Consider the following 17,834-nt stretch of genomic DNA (forward strand, 5'->3'; position numbering starts at 1 on the left):
TGATCATTTGATATATTTGAATTTGATCATTTGATATATCTGCATTTGATATATTTACCGCTCAAATTCACTTCTATATTATTCCAAAAAATCCGCAGATGTGCCCCGCACATCGAGACCTACCAACGCCCTCCCACCCTCACTCTCGGCTCAACCTTCCACATCCAATACCGTCACATACCTATAACGGCCTCAAGACTTTTTCACTCTCAACAACCCCGTCAGGCCGTTCTCCTCCATCGGCTCAACCTTTCGTTCCCAGCACCGTCGCATACAGACACAAGTCAACCAAACTCCCGTCCTCCACAACCAAGCACTCCTAAAAAAAGCCCGAGGGGTGTGCAGAGGGGCCGCGGCTTTGCGGCCCCTTTGCGGTTTTCCTTTTTTCCTCAAAAAAAATACTGTGCACCATTCGCCAAAAAAGCAAACGCCACACAGTATTTAAAAAAAAGTATTTCTAACCTCTTGTTACTTTACTTAACAACACGCACCCTATACATTCCCTCAATCTCCTTGAGTTCATCCAACGCCTTAGCAGACGCCGCACTCTCAAGATCAATAAGAGTATAAGCAAACTCCCCTTTACTCTTATTCGTCATATCCGCAATATTCAGTCCCTCAGATCCAAGGATCTTGGTAACCTGACTGATCATATTCGGTGTGTTGCTGTGCGCAAGAGAGATTCTTCCAACAGCCACACAGGTACCCATATCACAGTTCGGATAATTAACTGAATTTTTGATATTACCATTCTCAAGGTAATCGCGGATCTCCTTTACAGCCATCTCTGCACAGTTTTCTTCAGATTCCTCTGTAGACGCACCAAGATGAGGAGTTACCAGAATACCCTCGCGTCCTGCAACTGTCTCATTTGCAAAGTCAGTTACATACTTCTTAACCTTGCCACTCTCAACAGCCTCGATCAGCGCATCCTCATCAACAAGAAGATCTCTTGCAAAATTCAGAAGAACTACGCCGTCCTTCATCTTATCGAAAGCTTCTTTGTTGATCATCTTCTTAGTGCTGTCAAGAAGCGGCACATGAATGGTGATATAATCGCACTGGCTGTAGATCTCATCCAGGCTCTTGCTGTGCTTGATGGTTCTGGACAGGTTCCATGCCGCATCAATAGAAAGATATGGGTCATAGCCATATACTTCCATGCCAAGACCGCATGCTGCGTTTGCCACCATGGCTCCAATGGCTCCAAGACCGATGATACCAAGCTTTTTGCCGCTGATCTCGCATCCTGCGAACTGTTTTTTCTGCTTCTCGGCAAGCTTGCCGATGTGCTCTTTATCTTTCTCCTGTGCAACCCACTCGATACCTCCTACGATATCTCTGGATGCAAGGAGCATACCTGCAAGTACCAGCTCTTTTACGCCGTTTGCGTTAGCTCCAGGCGTGTTGAATACAACAACACCCTTCTCTGCATACTCCTTAACCGGAATATTATTGACGCCTGCACCTGCACGTGCAACTGCGCAAACGCTCTTCGGCAGCTCCATGTCGTGCATTTTTGCACTTCTTACAAGGATTGCATCACACTGGTCAGCGGTCTCTGTTTTTTTATAATTATCGCCAAAAAGTTTCAGACCTTTTTCAGCGATAGGATTCAGGCAATGATACTGGAACATTATGCATTCTCCTCCTCGAATTTTTTCATGAATGCAACCAGTGCCTCTACGCCGGCCTTTGGCATGGCATTGTAGATGCTGGCACGCATTCCGCCAACAGTACGGTGTCCTTTCAGGTTTACAAGTCCTGCTTCAGTTGCCTCTTTGACAAACTTGGCATCCATTTCCTTGTCACCGGTTACGAACGGTACATTCATAAGAGATCTGTCTTCCGGAACTACAGTTCCTTTGAACAGCTTGCTGGAATCCAGGTAATCATAAAGGATTTTTGCTTTTTCCTCATTGCGCTGTTTCATCACTTCCAGACCGCCCATCTTCTTCAGCCATTTAAATACTTTTCCGCATACATAGATGCAGTAAGCATTCGGCGTATTGTAAAGAGAGCCTGCGTCTGCATGTGTCTTATAAGTAAGCATGGTTGGGGTTCCCGGAAGAACATCCTCTGTGATCAGGTCCTCACGGATGATCACGATAACCATGCCTGCCGGTCCGATGTTCTTCTGAACACCGCCATAGATAATACCATATTTGCTTACATCCACCGGCTCAGACAGGAAGCAGGAGGATACATCTGCTACCAGAGTCTTACCTTTTGTGTTTGGAAGTTTTTTGAATTTTGTGCCGTAAATGGTGTTGTTCTCACAGATGTATACGTAGTCTGCATCCGGGCTGATCGGCAGATCACTGCAGTCCGGAATATAGCTGAAGGTTTTATCTTCAGAAGAGGCGATCTTGTTTGCTTTTCCGTATTTCTGAGCTTCCTGATAAGCTTTTTTTGCCCACTGTCCTGTTACGATATAATCTGCGACCTTGTTTTTCATAAGGTTCATCGGGATCATGGCAAACTGCTGGGATGCTCCTCCCTGAAGGAAAAGTACCTTGTAGTTATCCGGAATGTTCATAAGCTCGCGAAGATCTTTCTCTGCAGTATCAATGATCTCCTGAAAAGCTGCACTTCTGTGGCTCATTTCCATAACAGACATTCCTGTGCCGTTATAATCCATCATCTCATCCGCTACTTCTTTGAGTACTTCCTCTGGAAGCACTGCCGGTCCGGCAGAAAAATTATACACTCTACTCATGTTTCTTCATATCCTCCTCGTCAAATACATCATCAAGGTTCGCACCAGCCGGTACCATCGGGAACACACTCAGATCCTGATCGATCCAGCAATCCAGAACGACAGGCCCCTCTGCTGCCAGTGCCATCTTAAGTGCAGGCTCCACATCCTCCATCTTTGTCACACGAATGGCTTTTGCACCCAGCGCCTCTGATAATTTCACAAAATCAACGGCGTCATCCAGTACTGTGGAAGAGTACCTCTTTCCATAGAAAAGCGTCTGCCACTGACGCACCATTCCCAGTACATGATTGTTCATAACAATCTGGATCAGCTGTCTGCCACAGCGTGCAGCTGTTGCCAGCTCATTCATATTCATACGGAAGCATCCGTCACCTGCTATATTTACAACTGTTTTTTCCGGTCTGCCCATCTTCGCGCCAATTGCAGCGCCAAGGCCGTAGCCCATGGTTCCAAGGCCGCCGGAAGTAAGAAGAGTTCTCGGCTCTTTGTATTTATAATACTGCGCCGCCCACATCTGATGCTGTCCAACATCTGTGGAGATGATCGCATCACCGTTGGTCAACTCATAAAGCTTCTCTATAATATACGGACCTGTAAGCTGTGTGTGATCATAATTCAGCGGATATTTTGATTTCAATTCCTGGATATGTGCGATCCACTCCGGATGTTCTTTCTTCGGAATTTCCTCCAGAAGGCGTTTCAGCACTTCCTTCACATCACCGATCACACTGGCATCCACTTTGATATTTTTATTGATCTCCGCAGCATCCACATCGATCTGAAGGATTTTTGCATTATGTGCAAAAGTTTTGGTATTTCCTGTTACACGGTCACTGAAGCGTGCACCGAGAACAATAAGAAGATCGCACTCTGTTACGCCAAGATCGGAAGTCTTGGTTCCGTGCATACCTACCATACCTGTATAGAGAGGATCTTCTCCCGGGAAGGTGCCCTTGCCCATCAGAGTATCGCAGACAGGAGCCTGGATCCTGCGAGCCAGCTCACGTACTTCCTGGTCAGCACCGGAGATCACACATCCGCCGCCAACAAAAATAAACGGTTTCTCTGCCTCTCTGATCATTTCCAGTGCCTGATCAATATCTTCTTTACGGATACTTTTGATCTCACGGTTAACCGTAGCCGGATGGCATGGCTCATATTCATATTTCATTCCTGTGATATCCTTCGGGACATCCACAAGCACCGGGCCGGGTCTTCCGCTTTTTGCAATATAAAATGCTCTTCTTAACGTATCTGCAAGATCTTCGATATTCTTTACGATGAAACTGTATTTTGTTACAGGCATTACGATACCTGCGATATCAACCTCCTGGAAAGAATCTCTTCCCAGGAGTGGTCTTCCTACGTTTGCAGTAATGGCTACCATCGGTACGGAATCCATGTATGCAGTCGCGATCCCTGTTACCAGGTTAGTTGCTCCTGGACCGGAGGTTGCCAGGCAGACACCTACCTTTCCGGTCGCTCTTGCATAACCGTCAGCAGCATGGGATGCACCCTGCTCGTGGGAGGTCAGTACATGTGTGATCTCATCTTTGTATTCATATAAGGCATCGTAAACATTCAGGATCGCGCCGCCCGGATATCCAAATACGGTATCAACGCCCTGTTCCTTCAGACATTCTACGATGATCTCTGCACCTGTAGGCTGCATATCTTTCGTTCCTCCTTATTTTGCTTTCGGTACTTCCAGGATCGCACCACGGTTTCCGGATGTTACCATGGAAGCGTATCTTGCCAGATATCCGGTTGTCACCTTCGGCTCTCTTGGCTGCCATTTTTCTCTTCTAGCCTGCATCTCTTCATCTGAAACCTTGATCTCCAGTTTCAGCTCCGGAATATTGATGCTGATGATATCGCCTTCCTCAACCAGTGCGATCGGGCCGCCTACTGCTGCCTCCGGTGATACGTGTCCGATAGCGGCTCCTCTGGATGCACCACTGAAACGTCCGTCGGTGATCAGGGCTACGGAAGAACCAAGTCCCATTCCCACAATAGCAGATGTAGGATTCAGCATCTCTCGCATTCCAGGACCACCCTTTGGTCCCTCGTAGCGGATAACCACAACATCTCCCTCTACGATCTTACCGCCCTTGATGGCAACAATTGCGTCATCCTCGCTGTCAAATACACGTGCAGGACCTTCATGTACCAGCATCTCCGGTACAACTGCAGAACGTTTTACAACACCACCATCCGGTGCAAGGTTTCCTTTCAGTACGGCAAGTCCGCCTGTCTTTGTATACGGATTGTCGATCGGGCGGATAACATCCGGATTCAGGTTTACACAGTTTTTGATATTCTCACCTACTGTTTTTCCGGTTACTGTCATACACTCTGTATGGAGAAGTCCCAGCTTGTTCAGCTCATTCATGACCGCATAGACACCACCGGCCTCATTAAGATCTTCCATGTAGGTCGGGCCTGCCGGTGCAAGGTGGCAAAGGTTCGGGGTCTTCTCACTGATCTCATTTGCAAAGCTGATATCAAAGTCCATTCCGATCTCATGTGCGATAGCCGGAAGATGAAGCATACTGTTTGTGGAGCATCCAAGTGCCATATCTACTGTAAGTGCATTTAAAACTGCCTCTTTTGTCATAATGTCTCTTGGGCGGATGTTCCTTCTGTACATTTCCATTACCTGCATTCCTGCATGCTTTGCAAGACGGATACGTTCAGAGTATACTGCCGGGATGGTACCGTTTCCTTTCAGTCCCATACCGAGAACCTCTGTCAGGCAGTTCATGCTGTTCGCAGTGTACATACCGGAACATGATCCACAAGTCGGGCAGGTTTTGTTCTCGAATTCTTCCAGATCATCTGCTGTGATGGTTCCTGCTGCATAGGATCCTACTGCCTCAAACATGCTGGAAAGACTGGTTTTATGTCCTTTTACATGACCGGCAAGCATCGGACCGCCGCTTACGAATACAGTAGGAACGTTGATCCTTGCCGCTGCCATCAGAAGGCCAGGTACGTTTTTGTCACAGTTGGGAACCATGACCAGGGCATCGAACTGATGAGCCAGTGCCATGGCCTCTGTGGAATCTGCGATCAGGTCACGTGTTACAAGGGAATATTTCATTCCAACGTGTCCCATTGCGATTCCGTCACATACTGCGATCGCCGGAAATACAACCGGTGTGCCGCCAGCCATTGCAACGCCGAGCTTTACAGCATTTACAATTTTGTCAAGGTTCATATGTCCCGGTACGATCTCGTTATAAGAGCTTACGATTCCTACCAGTGGTTTGTCCATTTCTTCCTTTGTCATTCCAAGGGCATTGAACAGGGAACGATGTGGTGCCTGCTGTGTGCCTTTTCTTACGGTATCACTTTTCATTTTTAAGGTCTCTCCTTTTTATTCTTTACGATAGGATCCGGTATCTGTTTATAGACTTCCTCTTCCAGGTACCGGTTTTTTCTGTTCTGTTTCGTTTTCTTCTCTCTGTCCCGCTTTATTTATGCAATGGCATCTGCGATCAGATCGCCCATCTCTCTGGTTCCGACAAGCTTGCATCCGTCAGACATGATATCTCCTGTTCTGTAACCATCTGTAAGAACCTTCTGTACTGCTGCTTCCACAGCATCTGCTTCTTTATCAAGATCCAGAGAATATCTCAGCATCATAGCAGCGGAAAGAATGGTTGCGATGGGGTTTGCCTTGTTCTGTCCTGCGATATCCGGTGCTGAACCGTGGCTCGGCTCATAGAGACCAAGCTTTGTCTCATTTAAGCTTGCGGAGGAAAGCATTCCGATGGAACCGGTCACCATACTTGCCTCATCAGAGAGGATATCTCCAAACATGTTTTCTGTAAGGATAACATCAAACTGCTTCGGATCACGTACCAGCTGCATTGCACAGTTATCAACCAGCATATGCTCCAGTGTTACATCCGGATAATCCTTTGCCACATCCTCCACTACACTTCTCCAGAGTCTGGAAGAATCAAGAACATTGGCTTTATCTACACTTGTAACCTTATTTCTTCTCTTACGTGCGATCTCAAATGCCTTAATGGCAATACGGCGGATCTCATTCTCATTATAAGAAAGAGTATCTACCGCTGTGCGGACTCCGTTCTCCTCAGTAGTCTTTCTTGCTCCGAAGTAAAGACCTCCTGTAAGCTCTCTTACGATGATCATGTCAAAACCATCTCCGATGATCTCATCACGGAGCGGGCAGGCATCACGAAGCTCATTGTAAAGATACGCCGGACGAAGGTTTGCAAACAGGTTCAGCGCCTTACGGATCGCAAGAAGACCTGCCTCCGGACGTTTGGACGGCTCCAGCTTATACCACGGGGATGTCTTGGCATCACCGCCAATGGAACCCATCAGTACTGCATCAGAAGCTTTTGCCTGGGCAATGGCTTCCTCTGTAAGAGGTACTCCGTGAGCATCAATGGATGCCCCTCCTAAAAGAACCTCTGTGTATGAAAATTTATGACTGTATTTCTCACATACTCTGTCTAAAACTTTTTTGGCCTCGGCAACAATCTCCGGACCGATTCCGTCTCCCGGAATCAGGGCAATCTTGTACTCCATTTTATTCACTCCTCCGATTTCCCCTGTGCTGTAAAATTTTAACGCACTGGTGTGGATAATTGTTATTATCATAACGCACTTTTCGACGGATTTCAACCTATTAAATAGATAAAGTTATTTCCGGAATGCAAAAAATAAACGGCAATTCCCTGTTTCTGCCGCCACAGAGACATACTTTCGCACACAGAAAAAAGAAAAACTGCCCTACCATTCCGGTACAGCAGTCTTTCTTTTTTTATCATATTCTGTTTTTCCTGATGATCTTCTCAGAATTTCCCGCTAGAACCACCGAAGGTATCACCGGAAGATGAGGTATGGGTGCTGGAACCACCGTTATTATCCTCATTTTTCAGTTTTGCGGATTTTGATACCGTACTGTAGAGGTAAAAATCATTACTTCTGGTCACATTCATACTGCCCTGCCGCACATAAGAAGCCGCCCGATCCTGTTTTCGCACAGTTTTCAGCTTTCTTCTCATATTTCCGGTCACCAGTAATCCTGCCACAAGCCCCACAGCAAGAGCGATCAGCAGGTTTATCCCAACCGCAAAAGGCTCATCCGGAAGGTTTTCCACATCGTATGGCTCTGCCTCATTTGCCTGCGTGATAAAATCATCGCATTCCGTGGCAAACTTATGAAACGCTTCGTTATAATCACCGTCACTTAAATAAGGCTTCACCTGATCCATGATGTAGGACTGTCCGGCATCCGTAAACACTTCTATCGCATATCCGTGTGTTGCAATGGCCCAGTTACGGTCTCCCATATCCAACAGGAATAAAATACCGTCACCATTTTCCCCCTGTCCATATCCATGGTCAATAAAATAATCCTCCGCATACGCCTGGGCTGTTTTTCCCTCAAGACTGTTAACGGTAACGACCACAACATCTACCTGATCCCGCTCACTGATCTCATCCAAAGTACTGCTCAGGCTCTCCTGCTGCTCTGCATCCAGAAGTCCCGCCTGGTCATCCAGCCGGCTTACGGTGCCTGCCCATACCGGAAAAGCACATGCCAGACACAAAAGGATCGATATCAAAAATACAGATATTCTTTTTTTCATGGCATCCACCTCCCTACAAAGCCCAGATCAGATACAGGATAATATAAGTGATCACACCCACGACCCCCGTTGTTCCCAGGAACCATCGTGCAAAAGCGTTCTTGTCTGTAGGCAGATTTCCCACAAATTTCCCTGTCTGACCATTCATGGCAAATATGTAATTATCACCCTTCCACTTCGTCTGCAGGATCCATACGGGATATAACGCATATTTCGTTGTCCCGTTATGAAGCCGGATACTGGTATTCTCCGGTACCACACTGGCGTATCCTCTCACCGTATCCCGGAATGCAGCCTCTGTGCTGCGGCGGATACGCTCATTGGCACGTTCCTCACACTCGCTGGCTGTCACATCATATTTATCTGCAAAATATCCAGCCAGATACGCAGTCTGAAAATCCACCGCTTCTTTGAAATCAAAAGGCTCTATAGACTCCATCAGATCATTTTCCATGCTGGCAGAGCCATCCACCGGTACATGATCAAAACCAAGAGAACCACTTCTGTGTACTGCATAATAGCTGGTCTCCGTATAATCATAATCACTATCGCTCCAGAACCGGGTCTTTGTTGCACGGTAACGGATATCTGCATCTGCGTCTGTGTCATACAGCCAAAACGGAACGTAGATGCCCTTAACCTCGCTGATATGATTCTCTGACTTAAATGCTTTCGGCAAAAGTCTCTTACCGGTAAGATGCTTTTTCAGCCTCTCCTTTGCCGCTTTCTTGTCCAGCTTAAACGGGATCACATAATCCGGCTTCAGTGCACCGGACAGCTGCCCGGTCATTACCACCGGACTTCCGCAAAACGGGCAGGCCGTTGCTGCCGTATTGGCATCTCCCACGATCTCACCGCCACAGGACTTGCACACATAGGTACGCAGCCCCTCACTCTCCCCGTCCTGCCACTCACTGCCGGCCTCATCCGACCAGCTCATATCCTCAGGCTGCTCTTCCTCCACAGTCTGGGCATATTCCGATAACGTCCCGACATCAAACTCCGTATCACAAAACGGACACTTCATCTTCTGCACAGAACTGTCAAACTCTATGGAGCCACCACAGCACGGACACTTAAACTCCTGCATCTTCGCCATATATTCACCTCACTTCATCATTCTGTATCCAACAACCGGCAGGAGTTACCCTGCATTTTGCTCCTGACCATCTCTCTTTCTGATCTATACTGCATCCTCCGGTCCGAACGGATCACCGCACTCCGGGCAGAATTTCGGTGGATTCTCCGGATCTGCCGGTTCCCATCCGCACCTGCTGCAACGATACTGCATCTTCTTCTCCGGCTTCTTCGCTCCGCAGTTCATACAGAACTTTCCTTTATTCACCGTACCGCAGGAACAGGTCCATCTGTCCTCCACCGGACGCGATGCACCACACTCCGGACAGAATTTCCCCGAAGAAACCGCACCACAGCTGCAGGTCCAGGAACCAGCCGCAGCCCCTGCTCCGTTCCCTGCCGGCGAAACCGGCTGCGCTGCCTGCTTCTGTACACTCTGCTGCTGCGCCTGCTGCTTCTGGCCCATCTCAAACAACTGCTGCGCATTCAGGCCACCTGCATTAGCAGCCATACCCATGCCCATAAAACCAGTCATAGCCCCTGCTGAATTAGAAGCCGCAGCCTTCATAGCATCCGCCTGGGCCCCGGTCAGAGTAGCCGCAGCCATAGCAGGATCACGCATCATAGCTGTACGCTGAGCCTGCTTGATCATCTCGGCATCCTCATCCGGCAATGTCACAGAACCAAGTGCCACACTGACCACCTTAAGCCCACGAAGCTCCTCCCACTTGGCAGAAAGCACCTCATTCATGGCATTCTCCAGCTCCGTATTATGAGTCACGATCTGATTCGGACGCAACTCCAGCTCCGAAAGCCTTCCGAAAGCAGGCTGCAGCGCACTGATAAACTCCGCCTTCAGCTGTCCGTCCAGCTCCTCTCTGGTATACTCCCGCTCCACATTTCCACACACATTCGTATAAAAAAGAAGGGGATCCGCGATCCTGTAGGAATAAACACCATGACACCTCACAGCCACATCCACATCCAGCCCGATCCTAGAATCCACAACCCGGAACGGGATCGGATTAGCAGTACCAAACTTGTTATCCACAAGCTCCTTGGTATTAAAATAATACACCCTCTGATCCTTACCCGTATCACCGCCAAAAGCAAACCTCTTCCCGATCGTATCAAAGGTCTTCCTGATTCCGTCACCCAGACTACCTGAAAAAATACTCGGCTCCGTAGAAGCATCATACGTATACTCTCCCGGATCCGCACAAACCTCAACAACCTTTCCCTGCTCCACGATCATCATACACTGACCATCCGCCACAGCGATCCCGCTGCCGCTGGAAATGATATTATCACTCCCATGTTTATTGGAAGACCTGGAAGAAGACCTCTTCGTCCCCTTCACAACCATCACTTCTTTATCCATAGCCTCACAGTAAAAAAACTCCTTCCACTGATCCGCCAACGTACCACCCGCTGCACCCACAGCCGCTCTGATAAGACCCATAAATCCAACCCCTTTCTGAAAATTCATTCTTATTTACAATTTTACGATATTCCAAAGCCATCGTCACTCTCATTTCTGATAGTAACATCATTATTACACGAATTTTACCAAAAATCTACTTATTTCTATACAATATTACAATTGTCATATTCCCATCACATCCACAATTGTAGGCATATCCACACAGTCCATCCGCGCTGGCATCAAAGGCTATTCTAGGCACATCCACACAGTCCATCTGTGCTGGCATCAAAGTCTATTCTCCCATCACATCCGCAATTCTAGGCACATCCGCAATCCAGGCTGACAGCGCAGCGCCTCAGCCGTCCTCCCAATCAAACACAAACTCAGCCATTGCAGTCGTCCAGCGCAGCGCTGACGACCCACAACCAACCGTCAAACGACACTATTTCTCACCGGAAGCACCAGCCGGGGAAGGGGATGCTGGATGGCTCTGCTTCTGCAGGAGGGGAGCTGATTCTTGGACGGCGGGAATCTGCGTTGTTTTTCAAAAGTCCGCTGTCTGAGCGGCAGCAGGCCGCGAGTTCGGACTTTTTAAAAACGCTTTTAGCAGATTTCCGGCGTCCTAGAAGCCAGCCCCCGACGAAGCCGCAGACCAGCCAGCATCCCCTTCCCCGGCGTCCCTTCATCCGTTCGTTCGTCCGTCCACATACAAATACAAAAAAGACACCACGTCACAAAAAACGCAGTGCCTCTCTCATATTCAAGTTATTGCGAAAAAAGCATCAAGCAGAAGCCTGATCAGCCTTCTCAACCTCAGCAATCGCCTGCTTTCTCATAGGAATACGGCAATTCTTATTATTACCAAACTCAACAATAACATCTTCCTCAGTCATATCAATAACAACACCATAAAAACCACTGGTAGTAACAACACTGTCACCAACCTCCATGCTGTTCAACATAGTCTGAGTTCTCTTCTGCTCCTTCTTCTGCGGACGGATCATCATAAAATACATAATTCCAAACAGAACTACGATCCAGACAATACCAAGACCCGCGCTAAGTCCGCCAGCTGCCGCTGTAGATGATGCGATCATTTCAAATTCCTCCTGCTAAAAACAAATAATCTGCGGTACCCCCGCCGTTACTGACCTCTAAAAGTGTCACTTCGTACTATCATACACAAAAACCAAAAAACCTTCAAGAGTTTTCTTATAAAATCAAAGTAATTTACACAAATTTTATAAATAAAACTTACCGGTTCCCGTTGATCCTGCCTTCCTCAAAGCCTTCCAGACGCATCTTCTTATAAGCCGCAAAATTCCCTGCATCCAGCGCATCTCTGATCTCTTCCATCATATGATTATAGAAATACAGATTATGCAGAACACAAAGCCTCATGCCAAGCATCTCCTTCGCCTTCAGAAGATGACGGATATACGCTCTGCTGTAATGACGGCAGGTCGGGCACTGGCACTCCTCATCGATCGGTTTGGAATCCAGCTCATACTTTGCATTAAAAAGATTCATCTTGCCATGGTTGGTATACACGTGACCATGACGGCCGTTACGGCTGGGATATACACAGTCAAAAAAGTCAATACCACGCTCAACCCCCTCCAGAATATTGGCCGGGGTACCAACCCCCATAAGATACGTCGGCTTGTTCTGCGGCAAATGCGGAACCACCTCATCCAGGATCCGGTACATCTCCTCATGACTTTCACCAACTGCAAGGCCGCCCACTGCATAGCCGTCCAGATCCATCTCCGCGATAGCCTGGGCATGCTCAATACGGATATCTTCATAAACAGCCCCCTGGTTAATGCCAAAAAGAAGCTGATTCTTGTTAATGGTATCCGGCAGACTGTTCAGACGAGCCATCTCATCCTTGCATCTTTTAAGCCAGCGTGTTGTACGCGCTACCGATTTCTGTACATAATCCCTGTCTGCCACACTGCTTGGGCACTCATCAAAAGCCATTGCAATGGTAGAAGCCAGATTTGACTGGATCTGCATGCTCTGCTCCGGTCCCATAAAAATCTTATGACCATCGATATGAGAGTTAAAATACACGCCCTCTTCCTTGATCTTACGAAGCTTCGCCAGCGAAAACACCTGAAATCCGCCGGAATCGGTAAGGATCGGTCTGTCCCAGTTCATAAATTCATGAAGACCTCCCAGCTGCTTTACCACCTTGTCGCCAGGGCGCACATGAAGATGATAGGTATTGGACAGCTCTACCTGTGTACCGATCTCATGAAGATCCACAGTGGAAACTGCACCTTTAATTGCCGCAATTGTTCCTACATTCATAAAAACAGGAGTCTGGATCGTTCCGTGGACCGTCTTAAACTCGCCCCTTTTCGCTCTTCCTTCTGTTGTGATCAGTTTATATTCTGCCATTTCATTTCCCTTCTAAAAATATTTTAAAGTTGTCTCTGCCCGGCATCTGCGTCGCAGATACAGCCATAACCAGCTGCCGATGCAAATATCTTTCAAAACTTTTAGTCAATATCATAACACATTTTTTTCTTTACGGCTACTGATTGTTAAACTTTTACATTGCCATTTTTTAAACGATATCGTATAATATAGAATATTCGCTTAAAAATCCTTTATAATAAGAAGAAACAACTCCCATCTGACAGAAATGTCAGAGTCGGGCAATCCCTGTATAGATACAACGAGGAGGAAATCAATTTTTTATGAAGAAACACACACTTGGAATTGACATTGGTTCCACCACTGTTAAGATTGCGATCTTAGACGAAAACGATACGCTTGTCTTCTCCGACTATGAGAGACATTTTGCAAATATCCAGGAAACCCTTGCAGATCTTCTTCAGAAAGCTGAGGATCAGCTTGGTGAACTGACACTCTGTCCGGTCATTACAGGTTCCGGCGGACTGACACTTGCCAATCATCTGGAAGTACCTTTTGTACAGGAGGTTATCGCCGTATCCACTTCCCTGCAGAAGCTGGCACCAAAGACGGATGTTGCTATCGAGCTTGGAGGCGAGGATGCCAAGATCATCTATTTCGAAAACGGAAATGTAGAGCAGCGTATGAATGGCATCTGTGCCGGCGGTACCGGTTCCTTCATTGACCAGATGGCATCTCTGCTCCAGACCGATGCACCAGGTCTTAATGAATACGCCAAACATTACAAGGCACTTTATCCCATTGCGGCACGCTGCGGTGTTTTCGCAAAGACAGATATCCAGCCGCTGATCAACGACGGAGCAACCAAGGAAGACCTTTCCGCTTCCATTTTCCAGGCAGTTGTCAACCAGACCATCTCCGGTCTTGCCTGCGGTAAACCGATCCGCGGACACGTTGCATTCCTGGGCGGCCCGCTTCACTTCCTTTCCGAACTGAAGACCGCTTTTATCCGCACCCTGAAGCTGGATGACGAACACATTATCGCGCCGGACAATTCCCATCTGTTCGCAGCCATCGGCTCCGCCCTCAACGCAAAGCAGAACGTAACCGTATCTCTGGTTGAACTGAAGGAACGCATGCGTACCACCATCAAACTGGACTTTGAGGTAGAACGTATGGAGCCGCTTTTTGCCACAGAGGAGGACTATCAGGCTTTCCATGACCGCCAGAGCGCCTACAAGGTAAAAACAGGCGACCTTTCTACATATAAGGGAAAATGTTTCCTGGGAATCGACGCCGGTTCCACCACCACCAAAACTGCACTGGTAGGCGAAGACGGAACACTTCTGTACTCATTCTACAGCAATAATAACGGAAATCCGCTGAAGACCACCATCGGTTCCATCCAGGAGATCTATGAACTTCTTCCGGAAGACGCCGAGATTGCTTTTTCCTGCTCCACCGGTTACGGCGAAGCCCTGATCAAAGCGGCACTTCTTCTTGACGAAGGTGAAGTCGAAACCGTTTCCCATTATTACGCAGCTGCTTTCTTTGATCCTGAAGTAGACTGCATCCTGGATATCGGCGGTCAGGATATGAAATGTATCAAGATCCGTAACCAGACTGTTGACAGTGTACAGCTCAACGAAGCATGTTCCTCAGGCTGCGGTTCCTTTATCGAAACCTTTGCAAAATCTCTAAACTACACAGTACAGGACTTTGCAAAAGCAGCTCTTTTTGCAAAACATCCCATTGATCTTGGAACGCGCTGTACTGTATTTATGAATTCCAAAGTTAAGCAGGCCCAGAAGGAAGGCGCTGAGGTTTCCGATATCTCCGCTGGTCTTGCCTACTCCGTTATCAAAAACGCCCTCTACAAGGTTATCAAGGTTTCCGATGCTTCCGAGCTTGGCAAGCATATCGTTGTACAGGGTGGTACCTTCTATAATGACGCAGTTCTCCGCAGCTTTGAGAAGATTGCCAACTGCCAGGCCATCCGCCCGGATATCGCCGGGATCATGGGTGCCTTCGGTGCTGCTCTGATCGCAAGGGAGCGCTATCAGGAGGGTGAAAAAACCTCCATGCTTTCCATCGATCAGATCAACAGCCTCCAGTACACCACCTCCATGGCAAACTGCCGCGGATGTACCAACAACTGCCGTCTGACCATCAACAAATTCTCCGGCGGCCGTAAATACATCAGCGGAAACCGCTGTGAGCGCGGACTTGGAAAAGAAAAGAACAAGGATCATATCCCGAACCTTTTCGATTACAAATATAAAAGGATTTTTTCCTATGAACCACTTTCCGCAGATAAGGCTACCCGTGGACAGGTTGGTATCCCACGTGTTCTGAACATGTTTGAAAATTACCCGTTCTGGTATACCTTCTTTACAGAGCTGAAATACCAGGTGGTACTTTCTCCTACTTCCACACGTAAGATCTACGAGCTGGGTATTGAGTCCATCCCAAGTGAATCCGAATGCTACCCGGCCAAGCTTGCTCACGGACATGTCACATGGCTGATCCGTAACGGTGTGAAGTTTATCTTCTACCCATGCATCCCTTACGAACGCAACGAGTTCCCGGATGCGGTCAACCATTATAACTGCCCGATCGTTACTTCCTATGCGGAAAATATCAAGAACAATGTGGACGAACTCAATGATCCGTCCATCACCTTCCGCAACCCGTTCCTGGCATTTACTTCCGAGGATATCCTGACAAACCGCCTTGTGGAAGAATTCCAGGATATACCTGCCGCCGAGGTCAAAGCTGCTGCCCACAAGGCTTGGGAAGAACTTGCAGCCGTACATATGGATATCCAGAAAAAGGGTGAGGAAACCCTGCAGTACCTGAAAGAAACCGGCCGCCGCGGAATCGTTCTTGCAGGCCGTCCATACCATATTGATCCGGAAATCCACCACGGTATCCCGGATATGATCAACAGCTACGGAATCGCCGTATTTACCGAAGACTCCGTTGCACACCTTGGACATCTGGAGCGTCCCATCCGTGTCAACGACCAGTGGATGTATCACTCCCGTCTCTACTCTGCCGCAAATTTTGTAAAGACAAGAGAGGATCTGGATCTGATCCAGCTGAATTCCTTCGGATGCGGACTTGATGCCGTTACCACCGATGAGGTTTATGAGATTCTGGATGGAAGTGACAAGATCTACACCTGCCTGAAGATCGATGAGGTCAACAACCTGGGTGCGGCAAGGATCCGTATCCGTTCCCTGATCGCTGCTATCCGTGCAAAACAGGCACAGAATAAAAAAAGGAACATCAAGCCGGCTTCCATTGAGAAGATATCCTTTACCAAGCAGATGCGTAAGGAGTACACCATTCTCTGCCCGCAGATGTCTCCATTCCACTTCGGAATCTTTGAGGCTGCTTTTAAGGCATCCGGCTATAACCTGGAAGTCCTCCCCAACGACAACAAGCATGCTGTTGATGTGGGCCTTAAATATGTAAACAACGATGCCTGCTATCCGTCCCTGATGGTTGTGGGACAGATCATGGATGCTCTTCTTTCCGGCAAATATGACCTGAACAAAACTGCAGTCATCATGTCTCAGACAGGCGGCGGCTGCCGTGCCTCCAACTATATCGCATTCATCCGCCGTGCTCTGAAAAAAGCCGGCATGGAACAGATTCCGGTTATCTCCCTCAACTTAAGCGGACTGGAGAGCAACCCTGGCTTTAAGCTGACACTGCCGCTGATCAAGCGTATCGTTTACGGTGCCGTATTCGGTGATATCCTGATGAAATGCGTATATCGCATGCGTCCTTACGAGCTGGAAAAGGGTATCGTAAACCGCAAGCACAAAATCTGGGAGCAGCGCGTCATTGCCTTCGTAACAGGCAGCAGCGTCAGCCATGGTACCTTCAAAAAAATGTGCCGTGAGATGGTCCATGATTTTGATACGATCCCGATCTCCGATGAGAAAAAGCCTCGCGTTGGTATCGTAGGTGAGATCCTTGTCAAGTTCCTGCCTGCTGCCAACAACCACCTGGCAGATCTTCTGGAGGCTGAAGGGGCTGAACCGGTTGTTCCGGATCTTATCGACTTTATCTGCTACTGCTTCTACAACCAGAATTTCAAGGTTGAAAAGCTTGGATTCAAGAAATCCAAGGCAACCATCGCAAATCTTGGTCTCAGAGCCATCGACTGGCTGAGAAAAACAGCAAATGAGGCCCTGGAGCAGAGCCGCCACTTTACACCGGCCGCAGATATCCGTGATCTTGCAAAAATGGCTGCGCCCATCGTTTCTGCCGGAAATCAGACCGGTGAAGGATGGTTCCTGACCGGAGAGATGATGGAACTCATCCACGGCGGTGTCCCGAACATCGTCTGCATCCAGCCTTTTGGATGCCTGCCGAACCACATCGTAGGAAAAGGTGTCATCAAGGAAGTTCGCCGTGAGCATCCGGAAGCCAACATTGTTGCCATCGACTACGATCCAGGTGCCAGCGAAGTAAATCAGCTGAACAGGATCAAGCTTATGCTTTCCACAGCACAGAAGAATCTGCATAAAGACGATAAAAAAGACGCATAACAAGAAATACAGGTTACAAACATCTT

11 protein-coding genes are annotated in these 17,834 nt (G+C 48.0%); 1 reads left to right on the forward strand and 10 read right to left on the reverse strand.

Annotation, left to right across the window (positions count from 1 at the left end; all coding sequences use genetic code 11):
* Positions 1 to 473: 473 nt before the first annotated feature.
* From NCY57_RS00005 to tgt, 10 genes are all read right to left on the reverse strand, one after another.
* On the reverse strand, positions 474 to 1,637 hold the full coding sequence (locus NCY57_RS00005; RefSeq protein ID WP_021651414.1) for a phosphoglycerate dehydrogenase: 1,164 nt from the start codon (positions 1,635 to 1,637) through the stop codon (positions 474 to 476).
* Positions 1,637 to 2,719 carry a 3-phosphoserine/phosphohydroxythreonine transaminase gene (serC, locus tag NCY57_RS00010; RefSeq protein ID WP_015527147.1) on the reverse strand — a complete coding sequence of 361 codons (1,083 nt, stop codon included), beginning with the start codon at positions 2,717 to 2,719 and terminating at the stop codon, positions 1,637 to 1,639. Before serC ends, NCY57_RS00005 begins: the two co-directional genes overlap by 1 nt.
* On the reverse strand, positions 2,712 to 4,394 hold the full coding sequence (gene ilvB, locus NCY57_RS00015; RefSeq protein WP_173739277.1) for a biosynthetic-type acetolactate synthase large subunit: 1,683 nt from the start codon (positions 4,392 to 4,394) through the stop codon (positions 2,712 to 2,714). The genes serC and ilvB overlap by 8 nt, the downstream gene beginning before the upstream one ends.
* A 15-nt stretch (positions 4,395 to 4,409) precedes the next feature.
* Positions 4,410 to 6,083, reverse strand: coding sequence for a dihydroxy-acid dehydratase (gene ilvD / locus NCY57_RS00020; RefSeq protein WP_015527149.1), 1,674 nt, complete (start codon positions 6,081 to 6,083; stop codon positions 4,410 to 4,412).
* A gap of 119 nt (positions 6,084 to 6,202) precedes the next feature.
* Positions 6,203 to 7,288, reverse strand: coding sequence for a 3-isopropylmalate dehydrogenase (gene leuB, locus NCY57_RS00025; RefSeq protein WP_173739278.1), 1,086 nt, complete (start codon positions 7,286 to 7,288; stop codon positions 6,203 to 6,205).
* 266 nt (positions 7,289 to 7,554) lie between these two features.
* Positions 7,555 to 8,355 (reverse strand): TPM domain-containing protein, encoded by an 801-nt coding sequence (locus tag NCY57_RS00030; protein WP_173739279.1) that lies wholly within the window; start codon positions 8,353 to 8,355, stop codon positions 7,555 to 7,557.
* 13 nt (positions 8,356 to 8,368) lie between these two features.
* Complete coding sequence (locus NCY57_RS00035; RefSeq protein WP_022426084.1) at positions 8,369 to 9,454, reverse strand: hypothetical protein; 1,086 nt, start codon at positions 9,452 to 9,454, stop codon at positions 8,369 to 8,371.
* A gap of 84 nt (positions 9,455 to 9,538) precedes the next feature.
* On the reverse strand, positions 9,539 to 10,894 hold the full coding sequence (locus NCY57_RS00040; RefSeq protein WP_173739280.1) for an SPFH domain-containing protein: 1,356 nt from the start codon (positions 10,892 to 10,894) through the stop codon (positions 9,539 to 9,541).
* Between the two features lie 746 nt (positions 10,895 to 11,640).
* A complete protein-coding gene (gene yajC / locus NCY57_RS00045) occupies positions 11,641 to 11,955 on the reverse strand; it encodes a preprotein translocase subunit YajC (protein WP_015527154.1) in 315 nt (104 codons plus the stop codon).
* A 157-nt stretch (positions 11,956 to 12,112) separates the two neighbouring features.
* On the reverse strand, positions 12,113 to 13,264 hold the full coding sequence (gene tgt / locus NCY57_RS00050) for a tRNA guanosine(34) transglycosylase Tgt (RefSeq protein ID WP_015527155.1): 1,152 nt from the start codon (positions 13,262 to 13,264) through the stop codon (positions 12,113 to 12,115).
* Between the two features lie 302 nt (positions 13,265 to 13,566).
* Between tgt and NCY57_RS00055 the strand changes: the two genes are divergently transcribed.
* Positions 13,567 to 17,808, forward strand: coding sequence for a 2-hydroxyacyl-CoA dehydratase (locus NCY57_RS00055; RefSeq protein WP_173739281.1), 4,242 nt, complete (start codon positions 13,567 to 13,569; stop codon positions 17,806 to 17,808).
* Positions 17,809 to 17,834 lie beyond the last annotated feature (26 nt).

Origin of the sequence: Blautia sp. MB18-30, assembly GCF_023669475.1 — a bacterium.
Lineage (GTDB): Bacteria > Bacillota > Clostridia > Lachnospirales > Lachnospiraceae > Blautia_A > Blautia_A fusiformis.